General features: G+C 72.0%; 18 protein-coding genes. 8 read left to right on the top strand and 10 right to left on the bottom strand.

All coding sequences use genetic code 11. The features are described from left to right. Positions 1-3: 3 nt before the first annotated feature. The gene (locus ADK64_RS30680; protein ID WP_053664242.1) at positions 4-768 is read right to left on the bottom strand and encodes an alpha/beta hydrolase; all 765 of its coding nucleotides are present in this window, start codon (positions 766-768) and stop codon (positions 4-6) included. Positions 769-1,083: 315 nt separating this feature from the next. Here ADK64_RS30680 and ADK64_RS30685 point away from each other — a divergent pair, with 315 nt between their 5' ends. Further along, on the top strand, positions 1,084-1,848 hold the full coding sequence (locus ADK64_RS30685; protein WP_053664243.1) for an SDR family NAD(P)-dependent oxidoreductase: 765 nt from the start codon (positions 1,084-1,086) through the stop codon (positions 1,846-1,848). Between the two features lie 253 nt (positions 1,849-2,101). On the opposite strand, the gene ADK64_RS30690 is transcribed toward ADK64_RS30685, so the two are convergent. From ADK64_RS30690 to ADK64_RS30705, 4 genes are all read right to left on the bottom strand, one after another. Continuing rightward, complete coding sequence (locus ADK64_RS30690) at positions 2,102-3,184, bottom strand: acyl-CoA dehydrogenase family protein (protein ID WP_053664245.1); 1,083 nt, start codon at positions 3,182-3,184, stop codon at positions 2,102-2,104. A gap of 8 nt (positions 3,185-3,192) precedes the next feature. Then, on the bottom strand, positions 3,193-4,311 hold the full coding sequence (locus ADK64_RS30695) for an acyl-CoA dehydrogenase family protein (protein WP_234384759.1): 1,119 nt from the start codon (positions 4,309-4,311) through the stop codon (positions 3,193-3,195). A gap of 87 nt (positions 4,312-4,398) precedes the next feature. Beyond that, complete coding sequence (locus ADK64_RS30700; protein WP_053664249.1) at positions 4,399-5,190, bottom strand: enoyl-CoA hydratase/isomerase family protein; 792 nt, start codon at positions 5,188-5,190, stop codon at positions 4,399-4,401. A gap of 36 nt (positions 5,191-5,226) precedes the next feature. Further along, positions 5,227-6,408, bottom strand: coding sequence for a CaiB/BaiF CoA transferase family protein (locus ADK64_RS30705; protein ID WP_053664251.1), 1,182 nt, complete (start codon positions 6,406-6,408; stop codon positions 5,227-5,229). 121 nt (positions 6,409-6,529) lie between these two features. Here ADK64_RS30705 and ADK64_RS30710 point away from each other — a divergent pair, with 121 nt between their 5' ends. Together ADK64_RS30710 and ADK64_RS30715 are read left to right on the top strand one after the other, a co-directional pair. Then, a complete protein-coding gene (locus ADK64_RS30710) occupies positions 6,530-7,441 on the top strand; it encodes a LysR family transcriptional regulator (protein ID WP_053664254.1) in 912 nt (303 codons plus the stop codon). A 90-nt stretch (positions 7,442-7,531) separates the two neighbouring features. Beyond that, positions 7,532-9,112: a hypothetical protein gene (locus tag ADK64_RS30715; RefSeq protein ID WP_053664256.1), complete on the top strand. Its 1,581-nt coding sequence runs from the start codon at positions 7,532-7,534 to the stop codon at positions 9,110-9,112. Positions 9,113-9,513: 401 nt separating this feature from the next. On the opposite strand, the gene ADK64_RS30725 is transcribed toward ADK64_RS30715, so the two are convergent. Next, positions 9,514-9,990 carry a MarR family winged helix-turn-helix transcriptional regulator gene (locus ADK64_RS30725; RefSeq protein WP_053664260.1) on the bottom strand — a complete coding sequence of 159 codons (477 nt, stop codon included), beginning with the start codon at positions 9,988-9,990 and terminating at the stop codon, positions 9,514-9,516. 41 nt (positions 9,991-10,031) lie between these two features. Between ADK64_RS30725 and ADK64_RS30730 the strand changes: the two genes are divergently transcribed. From ADK64_RS30730 to ADK64_RS30740, 3 genes are all read left to right on the top strand, one after another. Continuing rightward, a complete protein-coding gene (locus ADK64_RS30730; RefSeq protein WP_053664422.1) occupies positions 10,032-10,958 on the top strand; it encodes an alpha/beta hydrolase in 927 nt (308 codons plus the stop codon). A gap of 708 nt (positions 10,959-11,666) precedes the next feature. Next, positions 11,667-13,433, top strand: coding sequence for an ABC transporter permease (locus ADK64_RS30735; protein ID WP_053664262.1), 1,767 nt, complete (start codon positions 11,667-11,669; stop codon positions 13,431-13,433). A 34-nt stretch (positions 13,434-13,467) separates the two neighbouring features. Next, a complete protein-coding gene (locus ADK64_RS30740; protein ID WP_063789980.1) occupies positions 13,468-14,898 on the top strand; it encodes a nitrate/sulfonate/bicarbonate ABC transporter ATP-binding protein in 1,431 nt (476 codons plus the stop codon). 10 nt (positions 14,899-14,908) lie between these two features. On the opposite strand, the gene ADK64_RS30745 is transcribed toward ADK64_RS30740, so the two are convergent. Continuing rightward, positions 14,909-15,322 (bottom strand): ArsR/SmtB family transcription factor, encoded by a 414-nt coding sequence (locus ADK64_RS30745; RefSeq protein WP_053664264.1) that lies wholly within the window; start codon positions 15,320-15,322, stop codon positions 14,909-14,911. 216 nt (positions 15,323-15,538) lie between these two features. Between ADK64_RS30745 and ADK64_RS30750 the strand changes: the two genes are divergently transcribed. Continuing rightward, on the top strand, positions 15,539-16,267 hold the full coding sequence (locus ADK64_RS30750; protein WP_053664266.1) for an MgtC/SapB family protein: 729 nt from the start codon (positions 15,539-15,541) through the stop codon (positions 16,265-16,267). Continuing rightward, positions 16,264-16,449: a hypothetical protein gene (locus tag ADK64_RS30755; protein ID WP_053664268.1), complete on the top strand. Its 186-nt coding sequence runs from the start codon at positions 16,264-16,266 to the stop codon at positions 16,447-16,449. Before ADK64_RS30750 ends, ADK64_RS30755 begins: the two co-directional genes overlap by 4 nt. Positions 16,450-16,593: 144 nt before the next feature. Here ADK64_RS30755 and ADK64_RS30760 read toward each other — a convergent pair whose 3' ends face one another. The 3 genes from ADK64_RS30760 to ADK64_RS30770 form a co-directional block, all read right to left on the bottom strand. Beyond that, entirely contained in the window at positions 16,594-17,940 is a 1,347-nt protein-coding gene (locus tag ADK64_RS30760; protein ID WP_159046371.1) for an FAD-dependent monooxygenase, read from the bottom strand. A gap of 141 nt (positions 17,941-18,081) precedes the next feature. After that, positions 18,082-19,833, bottom strand: coding sequence for a DUF4157 domain-containing protein (locus tag ADK64_RS45365; RefSeq protein ID WP_053664273.1), 1,752 nt, complete (start codon positions 19,831-19,833; stop codon positions 18,082-18,084). A gap of 138 nt (positions 19,834-19,971) precedes the next feature. After that, positions 19,972-22,086 (bottom strand): glycosyltransferase, encoded by a 2,115-nt coding sequence (locus ADK64_RS30770; RefSeq protein WP_053664274.1) that lies wholly within the window; start codon positions 22,084-22,086, stop codon positions 19,972-19,974. Positions 22,087-22,104 lie beyond the last annotated feature (18 nt).

Here is a 22,104-nt window from a genome sequence, read left to right on the forward strand (position 1 = left end):
GACTCAGGCCGGTGCCGTGACCGCCCGGCGGAGGTGACGGGCGAAGAACCGGACCGCGCTGTCGGCCTCGAACCTGGGCAGTTCCTTGTGCCTGCCGGCGTTGGCGTGCAACGTCTTCTCCGTAGAGGCGAAGGCGTCGAACAACGCGAGACCGGAGGCGCGCGGTATGTGCTCGTCGTCCCACTGGAGCATGAACTCGACCGGGATGGTGATCCGCCTCGCCGTCTCGGCGAGCGCATCGGGCCAGTGGAGGCCGAAGACCGCGGCGGTGATCCTGGGGTCGGCCGCCACGAACGGCACCCCGATCGCGGTGCCCATGTTCAGACCGAAGTAGCCGACCGGCCCTTCGGCGCCGATCTCCGGAAGCTCCTCGAGGGCATCCAGGGTCGCCTGCCACTCGGGCACGGCGCGATCCGCCAGGTGGGCGTTGTAGCGGACGACGACCGGGCCTTCCGGCTCGCCCGCCGCCCGGGCCCGGTACAGCGCGGCGATCTCCTGCTCGTCGTGCGCGGTGCGCGGCCGATCGCCGTGGCCGGGCGCATCGATGACGGCGACGTGGAAACCGCCGCCGGTCACGAGGCGGTGTGCACGGCCGGTCATCGCCGGCCATCGCTTGTGCGTGCCGCCGCCGTGGCCCATCAGTACCAGGGGTGCCCGATCGGGGCCGGAAGCGGGCGACCAGAGGACGCCGGGGATCCCGCCCACGGTGAAGTCGCGTTCGACGACGCCGTTCGACGACGTCTCCGCGGTGAACTGCACAGAATGCATGGTGTGTTGCCTTTCGGGAGTGCCTTGTTCGGTGAGGCGCTCCCGGCGACACCTACGTCGATCGCCTGACCGTGACGAAGAGAGGGAGCACCCACTCGGATACAGCGTTCATGGGTCTCACCTCCTCGCTCGATGACACGGTGTCACGGTGTTCCACACGCTACCCGCCGTACGTGATCACCCCCAACCCTTTTTCCAGGCGTAGGGCACCCCCACCTGATTGGACTTGTCGGTCCATTTTTTGCGTCCTACGGTTCCCGGTGTCCGCACAACGCGACGCGCTGAACGCGTCGGCGAGGAAACAGGGAGCAGCACATGACCGGGCGCCTGCGGGGCAGGACGGCACTGGTGACCGGTGCCACGAGCAACATCGGCCGGGCGATCGCGGAGGCGTTCGCCGCCGAGGGGGCCCATGTCGTGATCTCCGGACGCAACGAGGAGCGCGGCACAGAGGTGGTGAACGGGATCCGGGCCCGTGGCGGCCGTGCCGAGTTCGTACGGGCTCGGCTCGACGGCAGTGCCGAGGCCTCCCGCACACTGGCCGCTCGCGCCACCGCCGCGCTGGGCGGGCACCTCGACATCCTGGTCAACAACGCGGGCGTCTATCCCGGCGACGTCACCACGGCGACCGACGAGAAGACGTTCGACGAGGTCTACGCCGTGAACGTCAAGGCCCCCTACTTCCTCACCGCCGCTGTCGCACCCGCCATGGCGCAGGCCGGCGGCGGCGCGATCATCAACCTGGGCTCGTGGATCGCCCGCCTGGGCATTCCGATGGGTGCGCTCTACAGCTCCACCAAGGGCGCGGTCGAGACCCTGACCCGTGCCTGGGCGGCCGAGTTCGGCCCGCAGGGCGTGCGCGTGAACGCGATCTCCCCGGGAGTGGTGCAGGATCCGGCGCCGGGCGAGGTGCACCCGGGCGTGGCGATGATGAACGGGACCCCGGCCGGGCGACCGGGCAGGCCGGAGGAGATCGCACACGCCGCGGTCTACCTCGCCAGTGACGAGGCTTCGTTCGTCCACGGCATCGTCCTGGACGTCGACGGCGGACGGACGACGGCCGCGGTCGTCACGCGCTGAGTGACCGTCCGACCGGACTCGCCCGGCCCACGGCGCCCGCCACCGCGCCTCGCCGCGCTGCCGGGCACGCCCGTGTACGTCCCCCGTACCAGGGCGACCCTCCGCCTTGCGCTGCACGGCACCGCGGACCGCGGGCCGATCCGACAGGAATGCTGCCCCGGCCGCATCGATCCGGGCCCAGCCCGGCCAGCGGCACCGCGCGCAGCCGTCAGGTGCGCGACGTCCGCGCCTGGCCGCCGGTCCGCACGCCGGGTCAGCCGCCGGTCACCTGTGGCCACAGGCGGTCGCCGTCGCCTTCCACCACGTGCCGCCCGATCCTCCGGAACCAGGCATGTTCGCTGCCGTCCTCGTCGCGCCAGGACCACATGCGGGTCGTGGCCAGACGGAGCGGGCTGAGCTCGGTGAAGCCGATCGCGCCGTGCAGCTGGTGGGCGATGCGGGTGATCTCGGCCACCGACGCGGAGGCCTGCGCGGCCGCGATCCAGGCGGCGAACTCGGCGGTGTCCGGTTCGGCAAGGGCGGCGGCCGCCGCCTCGACGGCCGCCATGATCAGCGCCGCCTCCTCGACCAGCCTGGCCTCCTCCTGCTTGACCGCCTGGAAGCGGCCCAGCGGGCGGCCGAACTGCACGCGGGACGTCGTATGAGCGACCGTCAGCTCGACGCAGCGTCGCGCCGCGCCGGCGATGAGGGCGGCCCGCGCCAGGCCCGAGCGCCATCGCCCCTCCCGGACGAGTGCGGCCGGGATCCGGCGGACCCGCTCGGCGGGTACGGCGGCGTCGGCCAGAACGAGGTCGTCCCTGGGCTCGCCCGCCAGGTTCACGCCCTCGACCCGCGTGCAGTCGGCGGGTTCGAGGAGCAGAAGCACGGGTCCGGCCGAGGGTCCCTGCGCCAGTACGACCACGGCGTCGGCCGCGCGGGCCCACGGCACCCGGTGCAGTGTGCCGCTCACACGCAGGGCGTCGTCGGTGCCGCGCGTACCCGGTGGGCCGACCCTGTTGCCCGCGTCCACGTGGGTGAACCGTACGTCGAGCGGGCCGGAGGCGACCGTGAGCAGGCCGGCCGGGACGGCGAGTCCGGCCTCGGCCAGCAGCGGGCGTGCCACGAGGAGCGTCTCGGCGAGCGGAGCCGGGGTGCCCCGGTGGCCGGCCTCGCGGACCAGGGCCACCAGGGCGGCCGGGTCGGTGCCGAGGGGCGGCAGGGCGTCGGCGCCGCGCGGTTCGTCCCGGACCGGCCGGGCGGAGTCGGCGTCGGCGTCGGCGGTCCGCTCCGGGGCGCCGGTCCCGTCCGCTCCGACCGGTACGGCGGCGGCTCGTTCGATGACGGACTCGGTACTCATTTCGGTACTCATGAGGACAGCTCCAGGCCTCGGGTGATGATTCCGCGCAGGATCTCGTTGGTGCCGCCGCGCAGCGTGTACCCCGGCGCGTGCAGGATCGCGGTGGCCAGCAGTTCGGGGAAGGTGCCGCGCGTGGTGTCGAAGCGGGCGGTGACGGGCAGGATCCGGCGGACCTCGTCGACGAGTTCGCCCTCGAAGCGGGTGCCGAGATCCTTGACCAGCGCGGCCTGTACGTCGGCCGGGCGGCCGGCCTCCAACGCGGCGGCCACGCCCAGCGACAATTGCCGGATCGAGGCCAGCCGTGCGGTCAGACGGCCCACACCCGCGTGCTGGTCCGGGCCGCACGCGGTGCGCCGCAGCTGTCCCACGAGTGCGGTCAGCAGTGGCAGCGTGGACAGGAAGCGCTCCGGGCCGCTGCGCTCCAGGGCCAGTTCCCCGGTGACCTGCTGCCAGCCGTCGCCCGGGCGACCGAGCAGTGCGTCGGCGCCCAGCTCGACGTCGTCCAGGTGGACGCGGTTGAAGGTGTGCTCCCCGCTGAGCAGACGGACCGGCTCGACGCGCAGGTGCGGATCGCGCAGGTCGACGATGAACTGGCTCAGCCCGGCGTGCGGGTCCTCGTCGGCGTCGGTGCGGGCGAGCACGATCGCGTAGTCGTTGACGTGCGCGCCGCCCGTCCACATCTTGGTGCCGGACAACCGCCAGCCGTCGCCGGCCCGCTCCGCCCGGGTCTGTACCGAGGCCAGGTCGGAACCGCTGTTCTGCTCGCTCATCCCGATCGAGAAGAAGCACTGGCCGGCGGCGATCCTCGGCAGGAAGCGGCGGCGCTGCTCCTCGGTGCCGTGCCGCAGGATGGACGGTCCTGCCTGCCGGTCCGCCACCCAGTGGGCCGATACCGGCGCTCCGGCCGCGAGCAACTCCTCGATGACGACGTAGCGCTCGAGGTTGCCGCGCCCGCCACCGCCGTACTCCCGCGGCAGCGCCATGCCGACCCAGCCGCGCGCGGCGAGGCGGCGCGTGAACGCGGGGTCCCAGCCGGTCAGCCAGGAGTCGGGCCGGCCCAGGACGGTTCCGGCGGCGCGCTCCTCGTCGAGGAAGGCTCGCACCTCGCGCCTCAACTGCTGTGTCATTGAAGGTAGTCGGACTGCCCCGACATCGAGGACGGAGAGAGACATTCGGGTGCTCCTCACAGGTGGTGGTCCGTGGCCGGTCGGGGGTCAGGCGCCCGTGAAGTGCGGGGGCCGGCGCTCCCGGTGGGCCTGGATGCCCTCGCGGAAGTCGTCCGTGGTGGTCGTCACCGGCTGAGCGAGCGCCTCCCAGGTCAGCGCCTGTTCGACGGTGGGCTGCCCCTGGGCCAGTCCGCTCTTGGCCAGGCGGACCGCCAGCGGGGCCGCGGCGGCCATCTCGTCGGCCACCGCGAGCGCGGCCCGGAGTACCTGTTCGGCGGGCAGGGCCTCGTGCACCATGCCCATGGCGGCCGCCTGCGTACCGCTGACCAGCCGTCCCGTCAGCAGCAGTTCACGGGCGCGCGGCAGGCCGACAGCCTCGGCGAGCAGGGCGGTGGTGGCCATGCCCGGGTGCAGGCCGAGCCGGACGAACGGCGCGCCGAGTCGTGCCTCCTCGGCGGCGTAGCGCAGGTCGCAGGCCAGCGCCAGGGCGAGTCCGGCGCCCACCGCATGGCCGTTGACGGCCGCCACGGTGGGGACGGGCAGGTCGCGGACGGTCAGCCAGGCCCGGTAGAAGGCCGACAGACGGGCTCGGGCGCCGGGGAGGCCCTGGGCGTGCCGGTCGGCCAGTTCGTCGAGGTCGGCGCCCGAGCAGAACGCGGGGCCGGTGCCGGTGACCACGACGGCACGCAGGTCGGGGGCTTCGCGCAGGGACCGCATGGTGTGCTGCCACTGCTCGGTCAGCCGCGCGGTCATCGGGTTGCGTCGGTCGGGGTTGTCGAAGGTGAGCACGGTGACACCGTTCGGCCGGTGCTCGATGCTCAGCGGTTCCTGCTCGCTCATGGGCTCCTCTTTTCCGGGGGTGATGCAGGCAGACGCTCATACGGACGGCTGGTGACCGATCTCGGCGAGGACCTCCTCGGTGTGCTCGCCGATCCGCGGGCAGTGCCGGTGCAGGCCGGCCGGGGTGGCCCAGAAACGCACGGGCTGGCCGATGAGGCGGTAACCGCCCTCGGTGGGGTGCTCGACCGTCCGCAGCAGGCCGCCTTCGGCGGCGTAGTCACTGCCGGCCGCCTCGTCGAGGCTCAGTACGGGGGCCGCGGGAATGCCGGCCGTGTCGCAGAACTCCTGCCATGCGGCGCTGGTGAAACGGCCGGTCAACTCGCCCGCCAGAACGTAGAGTTCGTCGACGTTGCGGGCGCGGTCGGCGAGCGAGTCGAAGCGGGGATCGTCGGCCAGTTCCGGGCGGCCGACGAACGCGAAGAAGTCACGCCAGTTGCGGTCGCTGTAGGGCAGGACGCACATCCAGCCGTCCGCGGTGCGCGTGGCCCTGCGCCGGGAACTGAGCGCCCGCGCATAGCCGATCGGACCCTGCGGCGGGTCCGGGGTCGCCGCCGCCAGATGCTCGACCAGGTTGAAGGCCAGCATGGTGTCGGCCATCGGGACCTCGACACGCTGTCCCTGACCGGTGCGGTCTCGATGGTGGAGTGCGGCGAGCACCGACTGGACGATGACCAGACCGCAGATCTTGTCGACGAGCACGGTGGGGACGAAGTGCGGTACGCCGCTGACCTGTTCGTTCAGCCACACCAGACCGGAGGCCGCCTGCACGACGTCGTCGTAGGCCGCGTGTCCGCCGAGCGCGGAGTCGCTGCGGAATCCCTGGGCGTTCAGATAGACCAGGCCGGAGTTGACGGCCGCCACGTCCTCGTAGCCCAGGGCGAGTCGCCGCAGTGCCTGCGGGCGGATGTTGGTGATGAACACGTCCGCGGTCGCGAGCAGGGCGAGCAGCGCGTCACGGCCGCCCGGGGCTTTCAGATCGATCGCGACACTGCGTTTGTTGCGGTTGAGGTTGAGCGCCAGCGCACCCATCCCCGGGCTGCGGGTCGGCGGGTACTGACGGGTCATGTCGCCGGCCGGCGCCTCGACCTTGATCACGTCCGCGCCGAGATCCCCGAGCTGCTGGGCCGCGTAGGGTCCCATGATCACGCTGGCCAGCTCGACCACCCGTACGCCGTTCAGCGGCCCCGGGCCACCGGGCGTTTCCTGTTCCGCCGACATGACATGTCTCCGATCCGCATCGGGGCCGGCTCCGTACGCCGGGCCGTTGACAGCCAGTCAAGCCCTCACCGGTTCATACCGTCCAATACTTCTTTCCGGCACATCTCATACGCTGCACCATATGGAACTCACCCAGCGCATGCTCCAGCAGTTCGTCGTGCTGGCCGAGGAGCAGCACTTCGGACGTGCCGCCGAACGGCTCGCCATGACGCAGCCGCCGCTCAGCCAGGCGATCCAGCGACTGGAACGCGGCCTCGGAGCCGCCCTGTTCGACCGGATCGGGCGTGGCGTTCGGCTCACCCCGGCGGGCAGCGCGTTCGCCGAGGACGCCCGCCGCCTCCTGGAGGCTCAGGCCGCCGCCGTCGAGCGGGCCCGGCGGATCGCGCGCGGCCACGAGGGCGAGCTGCGGATCGGGTTCATCAGCAGCCTCGGTTACGGCTTCCTGCCGCGTCTGCTGCGCCGTACCCACGCGGAGCTGCCCGGTCTGCGGCTGCACCTGAGCCAGCACCCGTCCGCGGAACTCGTCGACATGGTCCACACCGGGGCACTCGACCTGGCCCTGGTCCGCCTCCCGGTCACCGGCACAGCAGGTCTGACGGTCCGGCACATCGGGGTGGAACGGCTGGTCGCGGCCGTGCCCGAACACCACGTCCTCGCCGCCAGACCCTCCCTCGGCCTGCGGGAGCTGGCCGAGCACGCGTTCGCGCTCCCCAGGCCCGGTGCCCTGCCCGGGCTCGCCCGGCAGGTCGCGCTCGCCTGCGCCCAGGCCGGCTTCACTCCCCGGCCGCTCGGCCGGGCGGACGACCTGCCGGGCCTGCTCAGTTACGTCGCCGCCGGCCTCTGTCTGGCACTCGCCCCCGAACAGGTCCGCTCACTGGGGCTTTCCGGGGTGACCTACCGTCCCCTGCACGGCGATGGGACCCATCTGGAGACGACGGTCGCCGCGGTCCACCGCCCGGACGGCCACGACGCCGCGGTGGAGCAGATCCTCAGAATGTCGAGCGAGGCGCATGCCGTCATTGCGGGATCATGAACATTCCTCAGGTTTGTGTGGACTCTTCGATTCGGCGCTCCTATGGTCACGGCGGCGCGACCCCCTGTCGTACGCATCCGTAGGAGCCGCATGTCCCACAGGACACTCAGCCGTGCCCTGGCCGTCGCTCTGGCGCTGGCCGCGGGTACGGCTTTCGCCGGGCCCACGCCCGCGCTGGCCGACCCGATCCCCGAGGCGCCCGGCCACCGTCTGGTCGACGCCTACACCGGAGCCCCGGCCGCCGCGCAGCCGTTGCCCGGCACGCAGCCCCCGCACAATCCCTACCTCGCGGCGAACGGCCGCTCCGGTATGCACGCGGACAGCTGGGGCAGCGCGACCTACCCCTGGTCCGGGCCGCTCGGCAACCGGCCGCAGGTCACCAGCGAGCGGATGGCCCTGCTGGGCGGGGAGTGCGCCACCGTGACCTTCGACCGGGCAGGGCGGATCGTCACCGTGTGCGGAACGTTCACCGGATTCCTGGTCAAGCTGCTCGACCCCCACACCCTCGCCACCCTGGCCGAGTACAAGCTGCCGCAACGGCCGTCCACCGTGGAGGCGATCACCCGGCTGGACTTCTCGAAGATCTTCAAGGACACCTCCGGCGGCGCCTACTCCTACCTGGACAACCAGGACCGGCTGGTGCTCGCGGACTCGCGCCAGCACATCCTCCGCCTCGCCCACCGGCAAAAGGCGGACGGCAGCTGGGAGTTCACCGTCACCGACGACTGGGACCTCACCGGACAGGTCCCCCACGACTGTGTGACCTGGACCAACCTCCACCCCAGCGGTGAGTGCGATCCCATCACCTCCGTCATGCCGGACTGGCAGGGCCGCATCTGGTGGGTCACCCGGCAGGGACGGATCGGCACCGTCGACCCCGCCACCGGCACCATCCACTCCGTCCGGCTGGCCGGCGAGGAGATCCAGAACTCCTTCTCCGTCGCCGCCGACGGCGTCTCGATCGTCTCCGACCACGCACTGTACGAGTTCACCGCCACGGCGGACGGAACGCCCGTCGTGCGGTGGCGGCAGACCTACGACCGGGGTACCGGCACCAAACCCGGATCCGTCGACCAGGGCTCGGGCACCACCCCGGACATCTTCGGCGACCACGGCCGCTACGTCGCCATCACCGACAACGCCGACGACCGCATGCACGTCCTCGTCTACCGGCGCGGCACCGACGTCCCGGCCGACCACCGATTGGTCTGCGAGATCCCCGTCTTCGGATCGGGTGCGTCCACGACGGACAACTCCATGATCAGCTGGGGCGACAGTCTGGTCGTCGAGAACAACTACGGCTACGAGAACATCACCTCGCTCCCCTTCGGACGCAGCGTCACCGGCGGGGTCACCCGCATCGACGTCCGTGACGACGGCAGCGGCTGCGACACCGTGTGGCAGAGCGCCGAACGGTCACCCTCCGTCGTACCGAAACTGTCCACCGGCAACGGACTGGTCTACCTGTACACCAAGGACCCCAACTCCCTCGGCATCGACGCCTGGTACCTGACCGCCGTCGACTTCCGCACCGGCCGCACCCAGTGGAAGCGACTCGTCGGCACCGGCATCGGCTACGACAACAACTGGGCGCCCATCACCCTCGGCCCCGACGGCACCGCCTACATCGGCGTCTTCAACGGCCTGACCGCCGTCCACGACGGCGACTGACCTCCCCGCCCCGCATGCCCCTTGCAGCCCCGGTGTGCAAGGGGCATGCGCGCCGTCCCGCTCAGCCGGTCCGGTCGGCGGTCACCACGGTGGCGCTGGAGGACTTCCACCAGCCGCTCCTGGTGCGGGTCCACTTCTTCGGGACATGGGTGTTGCCGACGCCGCAGGAGCCCCGGTCGGCGGTTCCCGCGGGGATGCAGAACGCGTCGATGTCCTTGTGCTGCGGCTGTCCGTAGACGCTGCATCGCCGATCGCTTCGGCTGCGGTGAGCAAACGGTCGTAGGCGGCGTCGAGTTCGGCCGTTTCCATGGGTCCTGCGGCCCGTCTGCGGTGCCGAACGACCTCGCCGGGGCCGGCGGACTCCGCCCCGGCAGCACCCTCGAGCCCGGGATCCAGGACCGTCAGCCCGTGGGTGTGCCGGTGCGGTCGCGTTCCAGCGCGGCGCGCAGCACCGAGAGGACCTGGGCGGCGGCCGACGCCTGGGTGCGGTCGAGAGCACCTTCGATCAGTTCGGTCACACGCTCGGTGAAGGTCCGCTCGGCGGCATCGGTCAGGCGTGCGCCCTCGTCGGTCAGCACCAGCAGCGACGAACGGCGGTCGGCCGGGTTCGGCTGCCGGGCGACCCACCCCTGCCGCTCCAGGCGGTCGGCTCCCTTGCTCGTGGCCCCGATCCCGATGGCGAACTCCGCGGCCAGGTCGGCCACCCGGGATCCGGGGTGCTCACGCAGGTAGCGCAGGAACTCGAACTGCGAGGTGACGATCCCGTGCCGCTCGCGCAGCCGGTCGTTGAGCGCGTTGTACAGGCGCGTCTCGCAGCGGACCAGGTCGGCGAAGAAGACCCGGGGGTCGGGCGTGGAGCCACTTGATTTAGATGCCACGGCATATACTGTACAGGCATCCACTTGCCATGGAGGCGATGATGAGCAGGGAACAACGCGCGATGGTCGACGCGATGCTGCGCGGGCCGCGGCCCGAGGGCCCGCAGTCGGTCGAGGAGATCCGGACGGGGTTCGCGGCGATGATGGCCACGATGATCGTGCCGGACGGAATCCGGACCACGGAGGTGACGCTCGGGGCACGACGGGCCCTGCTGGTCGAGCCGGCCGACCGCCCGCACACCGCGACGATCCTCTATTTCCACGGCGGCGGCTATGTGTACGGCTCGCCCGAGACCGCGATGTCACTGACGGGGAACCTGGTGGCCAGGACCGGTCACCGGGCCTTCTCACCGGAGTACCGGCTCGCCCCCGAGCACCCGTTCCCGGCCGCGATCGACGACGGGCTCGATGCCTATCGCGCACTGCTCGAGGACGGCGAGGACCCCTCGCGCATCGCGTTCGCCGGGGACTCCGCGGGCGGCGGCCTCACCGTCACGGCCTGCCTCGCGGCCCGCGCCGCGGGACTGCCGCTGCCCGCGGCGATCGTGGCCTTCTCCCCCGGACTCGACGGCACCCGGACAGGCGAGAGCATGGACACCAAGGCGGGCATCGACCCGTTCTTCACACGCGAGGGCCTGGCCCACACGGGTGCGATGTATCTCGCGGGTCAGGACCCGCGTCAGGAACTGATCAGCCCCGCCGTCTTCGCCGACCTGACCGGATTTCCGCCGATGCTGCTCCAGGCGGGCACCAACGAGGTGCTCCTGGACGACTCGACCCGCATGGCCGCACGCGCGAGGAAGGCCGGCGTGGACGTGGTCCTCGACGTCACCGCCGATGTACCTCACGTGTTCCAGGCGTTCACCGGCGTGCTCGACGAGGCCGACCAGGCGCTCGATCGTGCGGCACTCTTCCTCCGCCAGCACGTCCACGCGCCCGAGTCACCCACCGCGTCCGCGCGACCGTAGACCGGGGCGAACGACACATCCCCCTCGACGGCGGCGGGGACGGCCCGCCGCCGCTCCGCCCCGCCCTGTCGGCGAGCCACGCGTCCGGTCGCGCGCGGACCGGTGTGCCGTGTCGCCGCCACGCCGCTGCTACGCCGTTCTCACCGCCGTCGCCGCCCCGGTCGCGGCGCCGGGGCCCTGGTCGCCCGGTGGGCGGCGCCGGCCACGGCCAACCTGCTCCAGGCGGTGAGCAAGGCGTCTCCTTCCACCGGCACAGCGCCTTCGCAGGGAACCGCGAGCACGCACCGGCCGTCATCCAAGACGGGCACCGGCCTATACCGCGTGCGGACGGAGCCAAGATCACGCCCCCGGACGCATATTTGCGTATCGATGCAACAAGGGGCACACTCTTGGAGTCGGGTCCTGCGCGCGCCGAGCGTGCTCGGGGCGGAGCCACATCACGGAACGGAGGCCGCCATGGGTGCAGAACCTCCCAGTCCGCGCTGCCTCCAGGGCATTCGCTGACTCTTACCAGCCGGGGCCGCTTCGCCCCAGTTTCCCCCGCCGGGACCGGCCTCAGCCTCGACGAGGCGGCCATGACCGCCCGGGCGGGCCTTTCCTGCTCAACTGACTTTCCCGTGATGCCTGGGTGACCCCTGCCCTGCCGTCGGTGCGTTGACCGCGGCCGGTCATGCCGTCGTGCCCAGAGTGGGGACGGAGGTCTTCGTGATGTCGATCCGTACGGACAACAAGCCCGCCGAGACGGTGGAGCGCACACCGCTGGTGGCAAGGCTGCCCGGGCGTCTGAGCCGGTTCTCCTGGGTGGACGCGGCGGTCGCCGCCGCCGTGCTGGTGCTCCTGTACGTGGTGCTGCGCGTGGGGCACGGCACCACCGTCGCCTTCAACACCCACCAGAACGTCAAGGTGGACACCGACCCGACGCAGCTGCCGTACGACGCGGCGCGTTCGCTGCTGCGGATGTTCGCCGCGCTGGCCGCGTCGATCGTCTTCACCTTCGGCTACGCCTACGCCGCCGCCAAGAGCAGAAGGCTGGAGCGGATCCTCATCCCGGCCCTCGACATCCTGCAGTCCGTACCGGTGCTGGGCTTCCTCACGGTGGCGGTCACCGGATTCATCGCCCTGTTCCCCGGCTCGCTGCTGGGCCTGGAGTGCGCGTCGATCTTCGCGATCTTCACCTCGCAGGCGTGGAACATGACGTTCGGCTTCTACTACTCGCTGACCTCCCTCCCGCGTGAACTCGACGAACTGTCACGGTCGTTCGGGTTCACCCGCTGGATGCGGTTCTGGAAGGTGGAGGTCCCGGCCGGGACGATCGGCCTGGTCTGGAACGGCATGATGAGCTTCGGCGGCGGCTGGTTCTTCCTGGTCGCCTCGGAGGCGATCAGCGTCAACAACCAGCAGTACGCGCTGCCCGGCGTCGGCTCCTACGCCGGTGCCGCGATCACCGACGGCGACCTCGGCAAGGTCGGCTGGGCCATCCTGACCATGGCGGTCATGGTGATCGGCGTCAACTTCCTGTTCTGGCGGCCGCTGACCGCGTGGGCGGAGAAGTTCAAGAACGAGCAGTCCGAGGCCGGCGAGATCCAGCGGTCCGCCGTCCTCGACCTCCTGCGCCGCTCGCACTGGCCGCAGGTGCTGGGCCGGCTGCTGCGGCCCGTGGGACGCGCGCTGAGCACCGCCGGCCGGGTCCTCGGCCGCGACGACCGCCCGCTCGTCGTCGACCGCACGAGACAGCGCACCGGCGACATCGCCTTCACCCTCGTCGCCGGCGGTCTGATCCTGTGGGGCCTGATCGACCTCGGCCACTACCTCCACGACCGCACCGGCCTCGGCGTTTTCGGCGAACCGCTGCTGCTCGGCCTGGCCACCCTGGCCCGTGTGGTGGTCCTCGTCGCGCTGGCCACCGTGGTCTGGGTGCCGATCGGCGTGAAGATCGGCTTCTCGCCGCGGCTGACCCGGATCGCCCAGCCGGTCGTACAGGTGCTGGCGTCCTTCCCGGCCAACTTCCTCTTCCCGCTGGCGGTGTGGTTCTTCCTGCGGACCGGACTGTCCATCGACCTCGGCGGCACACTGCTGATGGCGCTCGGTGCCCAGTGGTACATCCTGTTCAACACGATCGCCGGCGCCATGGCCATCCCGAGCGACCTGCGCGAGGCGATGGACGACCTGGGCGTGAGCGGCCTGCAGCGCTGGCGGCGTCTGATCATCCCGGGGATCTTCCCGTCGTACGTCACCGGCGGCATCACCGCGTCCGGCGGCGCCTGGAACGCCTCGATCGTCTCCGAGGTGGTCACGTTCGGCGGCACCACCCTCACGGCCACCGGCCTGGGCGCGTACATCGCGAAGGCCACCGCGAGCGGCGACTACCCGCATCTGCTCGCGGGGGTCGCGGTGATGAGCCTCTACGTCGTCGGGCTGAACCGGCTGCTGTGGCGCCGTCTGTACCGACTGGCCGAGACCCGCTACTCCCTCTGAACTTCCTTTCCCTGAGAAACACTTGGAGCGCATCATGGTGTTGAACGTCCTGCGCGACCTCCGCGCCGACCGCCGGGCCCGGGCCGGCCTCGCCCATCTGACCGCCGACGGGCCCCGCCGCCCCGCCGACGGCGAGCTGCTGCTGGAGACCGTCGGCCTCACCAAGTCGTACGCCGGTGCCGACGGCGAACTGCCCGTCCTGTCCGGCATCGACCTCCAGGTCCGCGCCGGTGAGGTCGTCGCCCTGCTCGGCAAGTCGGGCTCGGGCAAGTCCACCCTGCTGCGCTGCCTGGCCGGGCTCGTGCCCGCCAGTTCCGGCAGCGTCAGCTACAAGGGGACCCCGCTCACCGGCGCCAACCCGGGCACGGCCATGGTGTTCCAGACCTTCGCGCTGCTGCCCTGGCTGACCGTGCAGCAGAACGTCGAACTCGGTTTGGAGGCCAAGGGGGTTCCGGCCGCCGAGCGCGCGGACGCCGCCCGCCAGGCCATCGACCTGATCGGTCTGGACGGCTTCGAGTCCGCCTATCCCAAGGAGCTGTCCGGCGGCATGCGCCAGCGCGTCGGCTTCGCACGCGCCCTCGTCGTGGAGCCGGACGTGCTGATGATGGACGAGCCGTTCTCCGCCCTCGACGTCCTGACCGCAGAGAACCTGCGCGGCGAGCTGATGGAGCTGTGGGAGTCCGGCCGGTTCCCCACCCGCGCCATCGTCCTGGTCACCCACAACATCGAGGAGGCCGTGCTGCTGGCCGACCGGATCGTCGTCCTGGGCGCCCGCCCCTACGGGACGATCCGCGAGGTCTTCGAGGTCGGCCTCGACCGCCCCCGCGACCGTAACTCGGCCGCCTTCGACGACCTGATCGACCGGGTCTACCGCACCATGACCGGCCGTCAGAAGGAGGGCCGTGTCCCCGGCCGGCACGAGGCGGTGGAGCTGGAGAAGCGCACCCCGGCGAACACCCCGCTGCCCCGGGCCAGCGTCGACGGACTGTCCGGGCTCGCGGAGCTGGTGCTCGACCGCGGCGGACGCTGCGACCTGGCCGACCTCGCCGACGAACTCGGCCTGGCCGTGGACGACCTGCTCCCCCAGGTCGACGCGCTCGACCTGCTCGGCTTCACCACGCTCAGCGGGGACGACCTGCTGCTGACCGACACGGGTACGGCGTTCGCCGATGCTGATGTGCAGGAGTCGAAGAAGATCTTCGCCGAGGCGGTCCAGCACGCCCCGCTGGTCACGCTGATCACCAAGAGCCTGCGCGGCAACTCCGGCGGAACCCTGCGCGCCGGCTTCTTCCGCGACCTGCTGGCCCACCACTTCACCGCGGAGCAGGTCACCCGCCAACTGGACACGGCCACCGACTGGGGCCGCTACGCCGAGCTGTACTCCTACGACGCGGAGCCGCAGGAGTACCGCCTCGACGAGAGCGAGGCCACGCGTCTGGCCGCCACCGCCGTGGGGCGGGAGTGAGCCGGAGGCATCAGTGCTCCGTCGCCGTCCGCCGGACCCGGGCCGCCCGTGCGGGGACGCTCCGCTCCTGCGCGGCGGCGGCTTCCACCGCCCCCGCCAGCTCCGCGTCCGCCGCGGCCACGGCCTCGTCCGTGGCCAGGACCGCGCTCTCCAGCAGCGTTCGCACCTGCGGGCCCGTGGCCCGGTAGAAGATGCGCGTGCCCTCCCGCCGCGACGTGACGAGTCCGGCCGCGCGCAGCTTCGCCAGGTGCTGGGAGGTGGCCGCGACATGCGCCTCGATCAGCTCGGCCAGCCGGCTGACCGGCAGCTCGTGCTCGCTCAGCGCCCACAACAGCCGGTAGCGCGACGGGTCGGCGACCGCCTTGAGCACCGCCACCGACCGCTCGGCCCGCTCCTCGTCCCATGACGCTACTTGCGCTCCCATGCAAATATGGTAGCCGGTCGCACGCACAACGCCCTGCGCCGTCGCACAGCCGGGCCACGACGCCTCGCACCGCCGGCGACGACGCGCGACAGGCCCACCGCCCCCCTGTCCCCCGACTCCTCGGGCATCCGGCAGCCCCTCCCCCGGCCCCACGGCCGGGCGGGCCCCGTCCTGCCCCCGACCTGTCCCGCTCCCGCGGGGCGAGGGGAGCTTCCCATGGCGAACCTGACCACCTTCGACTTCGCGGTCCGTCTCGCCGTGGGCGTCGCCTGCGGCGCCCTGATCGGTGTCGAGCGCCAGTGGCGCGCCCGTACGGCCGGACTGCGCACCAACGCCCTGGTGGCCGTCGGCGCCACCCTCTTCGTCCTCTACAGCGAGGCCGTCGGCGACGCCGGCAGCCCGACCCGGGTCGCCTCCTACGTCGTCTCCGGCATCGGATTCCTCGGCGGCGGCGTCATCCTTCGCGAGGGCGGGGGCGTACGCGGCCTCAACACCGCGGCCACCCTGTGGTGTTCGGCCGCGGTCGGCGTGCTGGCCGCCTCCGGCCGGCTGGCGCTGTGCCTCATCGCGACGGCCACCGTCCTCGCCGTACACGTGCTGCTGCGCCCGGCGGGCCGGCTGATCGACCGTGTTCCGCAGCGCGACCCAGACAACGAGGGCGTACGCGCCACCGTGCACCTGATCTGCGAGCGCGCCGACGAGACACACGTGCGGGCGCTGCTGTCCCAGGCACTCGCGAGCGACGGGCTGGCACCCACCGGCCTCAGGGTGCGGCGCGACGACGAGTCAAGCACCAGCCTGCGGGCAGCCGTCGCCCTGAACGGTGACCCCGCCCGGGCCCTGGAGCAGCTCGTCGCCCGGCTGTCCCTGGAGCCCGGCGTACGTGATCTGCACTGGCACCTGGACGACATGCCCCTCGACACGGAGCGGGAGGCGGTGGCATGAGCGGACTCGGCATCCCGCGCGCCCGCCACGCCGTCCGGCGGTCCGCGCGGCAAGGGGCGGCGAACGCCCCGATGCCGTCCGCCGGCTCCGCGAGCGCCCTGCGGGCCGGGCTCGCCGCCCGCACCGCCGGGCTCCGCCGAGCCGCACGCGCGGCCTGGCCGGCGGGACGGCCGAGCACGTGATCGCCGCCGACGGGCGGGTACCCGTGGTGGTCGTACACCACGGGAGCGCGGCCGGGCACGCGCCGCGGCATGCCGAGGACAGGCGGGCGTGACACACGGCGTCAACGGGCCTGGCCGGCGGACGGCGGACGGCCGTGCCCACCGTCAGCGCCTGGCCGACGCTCCGGTCAGGACCTTCAGCGCGACCGCGGGATGGAACAGCGCGGCCGGGGAGGCCAGCATGTTCACGACGCGTACGAACCTCGCCCACACGGCCGCGTCCTTCACCGCCACCTCGAAGAGGCGGGTGTTGTACCAGTGGGCGAAGCGCGCGGCGAGGGTCCGGCCGTCCGGGTTCCACATCAGGTCCGCGTTGGTGGACAGCGCCCACGGGCCCAGCAGCAGACGGGCCAGCTTCTTCTGGAATTGGCCGGCGAGCCCGTCCAGGTGCCCGGACGCGCCGTGGCGTTCCAGCATGCCCTGCAGGAGTTGCGCCTCCATCGCGGCCACCGTCTGGCCCTGGGCGTAGACGGGGTTGAAGACACAGACGGCATCGCCCACGGCGATGAGCCGGTCCGGCCAGTCCCGTACGGCATGGTACGGCCGCCACTGGTTGTCGGCGTTGGTGTAGCGGTGGGTGGCCTCCTGGACGGTGCGCCGGCTGAGCTGCTTGGCCAGGTGCGGGATGTCCAGGCTCGCGGCGAACGCCAGGTAGCCCTCGTCGTCGGTCGGCGGCTGGTCCTCGAAGCCGAACAGCGAGCAGGTCCACCGGTTGCGCTCCACGGCGAACAGGACCCCGCCCCGGCGCACCCGGGGAGCGGACAGCATCTGGTAGGCGACCTGGAAGCCGGGGTGGCCGGGGTCGCTCTCGTCCGGTCGGTCGAAGGTCATCGACGTATAGGTGACCTTCGCCTTCACAGTCCGTTTGGGCGGCACGGTGATGCCCAGGGCGGCCAGCCAGTCCGCCAGGGAGCTGGACCGTCCGCTGGCATCGACGACCAGATCGGCGGCCAGCTCGAACGGCTCCGCGCCCTGCGACCGGCAGGTCACACCGCTCACCCGGCCCGAGGAGTCCCGGAGCAGACCCGTGCCCTGGGTGGACGGCATCAGTCTGACCTGGGGCAGGGCGAGCACCTTGCGTCGCAGCCGGCGTTCCAGCTCGTCACGGGTGAAGGTCTGGATCCGGACGCCCGTGCGCACGCGTGGCGCGAGGCCGACCGGCAGCAGGAAGTCGCTGCCCTCTCCGTAGTCGAACACCGGCGCTCCCGCCTGCCTCAACTCCTCACGCAGTCCCGGGAACAGCCGCTCGAGGATCTCCCCGCCCTTGGCCAGCATCGCGTGCGCGTGATAGCCTTGCGGGGCGCCCGGATGCACGCCGGTGTCCTCGTCGACGGCGTCCCGTTCCACGAGGACGACCTGCGCGAAGAAGTCGCTCAGCACCCGCGCGGTCACCAGTCCGGCGTAGCTGCCGCCGATGACAACTGCTGTGCCCCAAGGGCGATCCGTACTCAAGTCGTCTCCCACACGTGACCGGGCCAGGGCGTCCGCACGGGTCAACGGCGGCGCGGAGGCACCGGGCACGGGGCTCGGGAAGCACTCGGGGAGCGCGTTGCGGGCTCACGATCCCGCTCGTGCCGCCGCGGTGACGTCGGCTCAGCCCTCGATCGTGACGGACAGGATCGCCCCGATGAAGCCTCCGGTCCCCGTCTGAACGCCGTGCCAGGTGTCGCCCGCCTGCGGCCTGGTGCCGTACATCTTGAAGAAGAACAGGGGATCGCCGCCGGACGCGGTGGTGTTGCGGACGCCGGGGTCGCGGCGGGCGTAGTTCTCCATGGTGACGTAGTCGTTGCCGCTGGTCGCCACGGTGGCGCCGAAGTGGTACTCGAAGGTGCTGTCCCGGTCGCGGTCGCTCTCCTGCTGCGCGTCGCCGTAGCCGACCGTCACCAGTGCGGAGCCGGGAGGCGGGGGCGGCAGGAACTCGTTGAGGCCCAACTGCCTCAGGGCCGCGTCCAGTTGGGGCGAGTTGGCCGCCTTCAGGTCCTGGAAGGTGCGGCTCATCTGCTGGGAGTAGGCCAGGTACGCCTGCTGGTCCCCGGCGACTCCCTTGCGGAAGGCCTCCTCGACCCCGTCGAGATGCTGGGTACCGCTGTCCTCGACGAGGTCGAGGACTCGGGCCAGGAAGTTCTCCCAGGCCTTGATGCCCTGGGCCGACAGGCCCTTCTTGCCGGTGACGAACTCCGCCATCTCGTTGCAGCGCTGCGGGGTGAGGACAGACAGACCGGTCGCCTTCTTCGTCATGCCCACCTTTCCGGCCAGGCCGGCTCGCTTGTTCTCCACCACCGGCTTGACCTGGTACAGCCGCCGCTCTCCCGACTCGCCCTCCACACGCAGATAGCGGGTGCCCCGGCGAAGCTGTACGCGTCCGGCGAGCGCCTCGTTGGCCTGTCGGATGTGCTCCTCGGTGGCGAAGAAGACCTTGGACTCGCCCGGTCCCTGCTCGATCGCGAGATCGAAGGCGTCCGAGAGGCGCAACCGGACACTGCCGTTGAAGACGATGTTGGCCGTCCGCGTCCCGGCGTCGGAGAAGTAGCTGCCGCCTGCCTCATCCTGGCTGGGGAAGAAGTGGTCGTCGCTCTCGGCGGACTTGTTGGAGCCGATCGACGCACGCCGGTGCTTGGTGGGGTAGTTCTCGGCGCCGGGTTCGATCTCGACGTAGCGCTGGACGGCCGCTCCCGCGCCGTCGCTCCTGTCGGTCGCGCGCTGCAGGGCCGGGGCGGGCGCGCCGCCCGCCATGACGCGGTGTGCGGTGGCCTCGGCCTCCCGCTCGAACCGGTCGGAGGGGTCACTCAGACTCAGGCCCTGACCCGTGTCGGTACCGGAGACGGGCCCTGAACGCTGCTGGACGACATGGGTGAGTTCATGCGCGAGCGTGTGCTTGTCCGACCCGTTCTCGCCGATGACGATGTGCCGGCCGGAGGTGTACGCGCGGGCGCCGATCTCGCTCGCCGAGCGCTGGGCGGCGGCGCCCGAGTGCACGCGTACGTCGCCGAAGTCGGCGCCGCCGAAGCGGTTCTCCATCTCGGTGCGGACGCCGGAGTCCAGCGGCCGGCCCGGGGAGCGCAGCACGTCGTGCACGCTGGATTGGCGCTGTACGTCGGGCACAGCGGACTCCCGCCGCGCGGCCGGATCGTGGTCGCCCTCGGCGCGGTGCTCGTGCTCCGGCCCGGACAGCAGACGGGCCACCGCCGCGTTCCCCACGGTGCGTTGCAGGGCCCGCACCGCAGCCGGGGACAGCCGTCCCACCGGGGCGGAGGCAGGCGCCGGGGAGCGCGAGCCGACGGCCGGCCTGCCGGACCGGGCCCTCGCCTCGTCGGTGGTGGCGCCCGGCTGCTCGTGCTTGCGCATGGTGACCCTTCGCTGGAGGGCGGCGACAAGATCCGCACCCCAAGTCTCGCCCGCGCTCCTGGCGGAGGGGAAGCACCGGGAGGGCAGCTTCTGGGGCAGGCTCGGTCCGCACCGTGCAGACGGGCGGTGCGGCACCCTTCACCCGGGTCTGCCGCCGGGGCGGCCGAGGACGGCGTCGGTGGTTCTGAGGGCCAGGTCGTGATCCGGTGTCAGGTACGGCTGCAGGGTGACCCGGCCGTCCGGCCGCGAGCAGTGGGCCACGGGAAACGTGTTGATGTCCCGGCGGTCCGCGATGTCGCCGGTCAGCATGCCCAGGCGGAGTTCGGGGCCGCCGTACGCGCTCAGCCGCAGGTCCCACCGTGCCTCTTTGCCGGGGTGGTGCTCGGCCACGGTGGCGAGCGGGATACCGATGTCGAAGTCGCCGTACGGATCGACGTAGCAGTACGCGTCGAAGGCCCAGGCCCGGTGTCCCTGGAGCCGGGCCCGGAACCGGTAGTGGTGGGCACGGGCGGCCCGGCCGTGGAGCGAGCCGGTCAGCTCGATCGCCGCCTCGCCGACGGCGACCGACACCACCTCAGCGTGGGCCGGTCGCAGCCAGGTGCGCAGGGCCAGACCGCCGTCCTGGTCCGTATAGGGGATCCATGCGGTGCAGCCCGCGTCGGACGGGCGGCGCGCTGCGGGGTCCAGGAGCCGTGCCGTTTCGATCGGGCCCGCCAGGACCGGGCGTGAGGTGTTGCCGCTGACATGCTGGACGAAGGCGTCCCAGTGTCCTTCGGCGAGGGACCACGAAGCCTTGTCCAGCACCGCCCGCAGGCCCCGCCCCTCGTCTGTCGCCCACTGTTCGAGGCGCAGTCTCACGACGTCACCCGCGGCACTGTCGCGGGGACGCAGCACGAGGTTCCAGGCGTCGGGCGTGAGGGTGGGCCGGTCGACGTGGAAGGCGAGGGAACCGTCGGGCAGCACACGGCAGCCGACTCCGACCGGGGATCCGAGGCCGGCCAGGCCGACGAGTTCCAGCGCGCGACGCCACAGCGGAAGGCCGCCGTCGGCCTCCGGGCGGGCTCCGCGCAGCAGGGACAATCCTTTTCGGGTGCCGATGTCCGGCCTGAGGTCCGCGAAGAGCGCGTCGTACTGCGCGGCGATGTGCCGGGGGCGGAAGCGTACGGAGGTCCGGCGTGCCGCGGCGGCCATCCGGTGGCGTTCGGCGTCGTTCTCGATCAGGCGGCACAGCGCGTCGGCGAGCGCGTCCTCGACCGCACCCCGCGCGGGCACGAGCAGTCCGTCCTCGCCGTGCGTGATGATCTCGCGGGGCGCGTGGTCGCAGTCGGTGCTCACCACGGGCACCCCGCAGCTCATCGCCTCCAGGAGGGTCGTGCCCGACGGTTCGGTACTGCTCGACACGACGGCGATGGCTCCCTTGGCCCACTCCGGGTCCATGGGGGTGCGCTCCCCCATCAGCAGGACGTGGTCGTGCAGGCCGAGGGCGTCGATGCGGCGGCGCAGGCGGCCGTGCTCGCGGCCGCGGCCGTAGATGCGCAGCGTCCAGTCCGGGTGCACCGCCACGACCTTGGCGAACGCGTCGACGAGCCGGTCGTACCGCTTGGTCGCGGTCAGCCGCCCCGCCGTCACCACGGTCCTCGACTCCCCGTTCGAGGGTTCCACGCCGGGCGCGGGGGCGCAGACGGGAACGGCGGTGAGGCGCGTCGGTGCGGAGTACAGGACCCTGCGGTGGGCGCGTGCGTCCGCCGCGGACACGGTCACATAGGCGTCGAGGAGGGACGCGGCCCCGTCGAGGTCGTCCCGGAGCGCTTCCGGGTGGAGGTCGCGGGTGGCGTGCTCCTGGCCGATGCGCAGCTGGTCCGTGCGGCCGTGCTCGGCCAGGAAGCAGGTCAGGTACGGCCGTGTCGCGATCACCACGTCGGCGTCGGTTTCCCGGAGGTGGGCCGCGAGTCTCGCCTCGCCGAGTGCGCTGGGCGGCGTCGGGCCGTCGTGCACCGGGCCGTGGGGGCACACGGAGCCGCGGGTGTGCTGATCGGCGGTGCTCCCGGCGAAGTGCCGGGAGGTGGGCCGCAGGTCCACCAGGGCACGCACCTTCACGCCCGGCACCGGCGCCAGGCGCGGCCGGTCGGCGGTGCGGTAGTAGGAGAGGATCTCCACGTCGTGCTGTTCGGCCAGTGCGCCGGCGAGGTTGGTCGTGGCCCGGACCGTGCCGCTGATGCCGTAGGCGTCGTAGAGCAGGAAAGTGATCTTCATCGCGTCTCTTCGTGGCTC

The sequence above is a fragment of the Streptomyces sp. MMG1121 genome, from assembly GCF_001280015.1.
Taxonomy (GTDB): Bacteria; Actinomycetota; Actinomycetes; order Streptomycetales; family Streptomycetaceae; genus Streptomyces.

Bases quoted from the DNA above. Each gene is read 5' to 3' on its own strand.
- ADK64_RS30740 (WP_063789980.1), top strand. From the start codon at position 13,468: ATGGTGTTGAACGTCCTGCGCGACCTCCGCGCCGACCGCCGGGCCCGG.
- ADK64_RS30715 (WP_053664256.1), top strand. From the start codon at position 7,532: ATGTCCCACAGGACACTCAGCCGTGCCCTGGCCGTCGCTCTGGCGCTG.
- ADK64_RS30745 (WP_053664264.1), bottom strand. From the start codon at position 15,322: ATGGGAGCGCAAGTAGCGTCATGGGACGAGGAGCGGGCCGAGCGGTCG.
- ADK64_RS30710 (WP_053664254.1), top strand. From the start codon at position 6,530: ATGGAACTCACCCAGCGCATGCTCCAGCAGTTCGTCGTGCTGGCCGAG.
- ADK64_RS30700 (WP_053664249.1), bottom strand. From the start codon at position 5,190: ATGAGCGAGCAGGAACCGCTGAGCATCGAGCACCGGCCGAACGGTGTC.
- ADK64_RS30680 (WP_053664242.1), bottom strand. From the start codon at position 768: ATGCATTCTGTGCAGTTCACCGCGGAGACGTCGTCGAACGGCGTCGTC.
- ADK64_RS30755 (WP_053664268.1), top strand. From the start codon at position 16,264: ATGAGCGGACTCGGCATCCCGCGCGCCCGCCACGCCGTCCGGCGGTCC.
- ADK64_RS30735 (WP_053664262.1), top strand. From the start codon at position 11,667: ATGTCGATCCGTACGGACAACAAGCCCGCCGAGACGGTGGAGCGCACA.
- ADK64_RS30770 (WP_053664274.1), bottom strand. From the start codon at position 22,086: ATGAAGATCACTTTCCTGCTCTACGACGCCTACGGCATCAGCGGCACG.
- ADK64_RS30750 (WP_053664266.1), top strand. From the start codon at position 15,539: ATGGCGAACCTGACCACCTTCGACTTCGCGGTCCGTCTCGCCGTGGGC.
- ADK64_RS30730 (WP_053664422.1), top strand. From the start codon at position 10,032: ATGAGCAGGGAACAACGCGCGATGGTCGACGCGATGCTGCGCGGGCCG.
- ADK64_RS30690 (WP_053664245.1), bottom strand. From the start codon at position 3,184: ATGAGTACCGAGTCCGTCATCGAACGAGCCGCCGCCGTACCGGTCGGA.
- ADK64_RS30695 (WP_234384759.1), bottom strand. From the start codon at position 4,311: ATGACACAGCAGTTGAGGCGCGAGGTGCGAGCCTTCCTCGACGAGGAG.
- ADK64_RS30685 (WP_053664243.1), top strand. From the start codon at position 1,084: ATGACCGGGCGCCTGCGGGGCAGGACGGCACTGGTGACCGGTGCCACG.
- ADK64_RS30705 (WP_053664251.1), bottom strand. From the start codon at position 6,408: ATGTCGGCGGAACAGGAAACGCCCGGTGGCCCGGGGCCGCTGAACGGC.
- ADK64_RS45365 (WP_053664273.1), bottom strand. From the start codon at position 19,833: ATGCGCAAGCACGAGCAGCCGGGCGCCACCACCGACGAGGCGAGGGCC.